The following is a 394-nucleotide window of genomic DNA, read 5'->3' as shown; positions in this document are numbered from 1 at the left end:
GAGCGCCGTCTGGAAGCAGAACGGCAGTCTGAAGCCTGGAAACGCGAAAGGTGCGATGTCGTCGAAGTGCCGGGCTTGACCAAGAGTAGCGAGGCTATCTTGAAGCAGCTTGACGAATTGCCCTATCCCGAAAAATCAAAATTCCTTCAAGAGATGAGTAGGACGCCGGACGGGCGTCAAGCGCTCCACGAAGCTCAGACAGTTGCTCAGGCGCTCGAGAAGCGGTTCGGAAGTGCCGACCCGCGTGAGTGGAAGGACGATCTTCGGGCCGGCCCGGAAATACTTCTCGCAGTTAGTCGGATCAACGCTATCGCAGGCATTGTCGATCGTGCTCGAAGCGCCGAACGTTCGCGGGATTACGAATTGAAACGCAGCCTCAGCAAAGGATTGGGTT

General features: G+C 56.6%; 1 protein-coding gene. It reads left to right on the top strand.

The annotated features are described in order from the left end of the window. Positions 1-99: 99 nt before the first annotated feature. Positions 100-394, top strand: a 295-nt coding sequence (locus tag PY650_RS37740; RefSeq protein ID WP_285885045.1) for a hypothetical protein, incomplete at its 3' end; no start/stop codon positions are given.

Origin of the sequence: Martinezella calliandrae (genome assembly GCF_030272695.1) — a bacterium.
In the GTDB taxonomy this organism is placed as follows: domain Bacteria; phylum Pseudomonadota; class Alphaproteobacteria; order Rhizobiales; family Rhizobiaceae; genus Rhizobium; species Rhizobium calliandrae.
The sequence above is the reverse complement of the archived record's forward strand: the minus strand, read 5'-3'. Positions and strand labels throughout refer to the sequence as shown.